The following is a 226-nucleotide window of genomic DNA, read 5'->3' on the forward strand; positions in this document are numbered from 1 at the left end:
CTCTTTTTACCGATGGACAAGATGCCGCCATTGTAACTATAGAAACGGCCAAAAACACCAAAACTGTCGCTCAGTTTCGGTTATCAAAAGCACTTTTTTTTGAAAATAACCCATACCCTGTAAATGAGTCATTAACATTAAAAGAAATATCCAAAGTAGCCACCCAAACAACAAGCGGCCAAGTAAATTTGGTGCGGCGTATAGAAATAGAACAATAACCTTTTTT

1 protein-coding gene is annotated in these 226 nt (G+C 37.2%); it reads left to right on the plus strand.

The window, feature by feature from the left end:
* The coding region (locus AC23P2_RS31485) for a hypothetical protein (protein ID WP_487776849.1) at positions 1 to 218 on the plus strand (218 nt) is incomplete at its 5' end.
* Positions 219 to 226 lie beyond the last annotated feature (8 nt).

Source organism: Runella sp. R0.1_18 (assembly GCF_057652155.1).